Origin of the sequence: Bergeyella anatis (assembly GCF_036016955.1) — a bacterium.
In the GTDB taxonomy this organism is placed as follows: Bacteria; Bacteroidota; Bacteroidia; order Flavobacteriales; family Weeksellaceae; genus JAYWXI01.
The window spans coordinates 1-882 of the sequence record NZ_JAYWXI010000073.1 but is presented as its reverse complement, the minus strand read 5'-3'; the positions used below and the strand labels follow the sequence as shown (position 1 = coordinate 882).

The following is an 882-nucleotide window of genomic DNA, read 5'->3' as shown; positions in this document are numbered from 1 at the left end:
ACTAAACTCATTTATGCCATTGGTGCAGTCGTAGGATTGATAGGCGGCGTAAAAGTGTACAATAAATTTTCCAATGGAGATCCTGATACAAGTAAAACCGCCGCTTCGTGGTTTGGAGCTTGTATCTTCTTGATTGTAGCGGCTACCATTCTAAGGTCTTTCTTTTTATAAACGATAGTCCTATGGAAAGAAAGAAAAAGAGTTTTGCCATCAATAAAGGCATCGGCAGAACGGTAGAGTTCAAAGGACTCAAAGCCCAATACCTGTTTATTTTCGCAGGTGGTTTATTGGGTGTCCTGCTACTTACGATGATACTCTATATCGTGGGCGTAAGTCCTTATATCACCATTGGTCTCGGTGTCCTATTGGCGGGGTTAGTCATCTGGCAGACTTTTTCGCTGAACCGAAAATATGGCGAACACGGCTTGATGAAAATCGCCGCTAATAGAAGACATCCGAAATACCTTATCCACCGTAAAACGATTCAGCAATTTCTACACAATTCACAACATAAATCCAAAAGTATATGAGAAATATATCCAAAACGGCAACATTGGAGCATAAATTTCCTTTGTTAGCCATTGAAGATGCTTGTGTGCTATCCAAAGAAGCCGATGTTAGTATCGGTTTTGAGATTGCTCTCCCCGAATTATTTACTTTATCTTCTAATGATTACGATCATCTACATTCGATGTGGCACAAAGCCGTCAAAGTCTTACCCGACTTTTGTATTGTACATAAACAAGATTGGTTCACTAAGGAAAACTACGAACCTAATATTCAAAAAGAAAATCTAAGTTTTTTAACGCGTTCATACGAAAGACATTTTAATGAACGCCCTTTTCTAAATCATCGTTGCTATCTATTCATAACACAAACCAC

Annotated in this window: 3 protein-coding genes; all 3 read left to right on the top strand. The window is 38.8% G+C overall.

Translation table 11 applies throughout. The features are described 5' to 3' along the window. The coding region (locus VQ048_RS12265; RefSeq protein WP_327611934.1) for a DUF4134 domain-containing protein at positions 1-171 on the top strand (171 nt) is incomplete at its 5' end. Between the two features lie 11 nt (positions 172-182). Beyond that, positions 183-530: a DUF4133 domain-containing protein gene (locus VQ048_RS12260; RefSeq protein ID WP_064969514.1), complete on the top strand. Its 348-nt coding sequence runs from the start codon at positions 183-185 to the stop codon at positions 528-530. Further along, a partial coding sequence (locus VQ048_RS12255; RefSeq protein ID WP_327611933.1) for a DUF3875 domain-containing protein occupies positions 527-882 on the top strand: 356 nt, incomplete at its 3' end. The genes VQ048_RS12260 and VQ048_RS12255, both read left to right, overlap by 4 nt.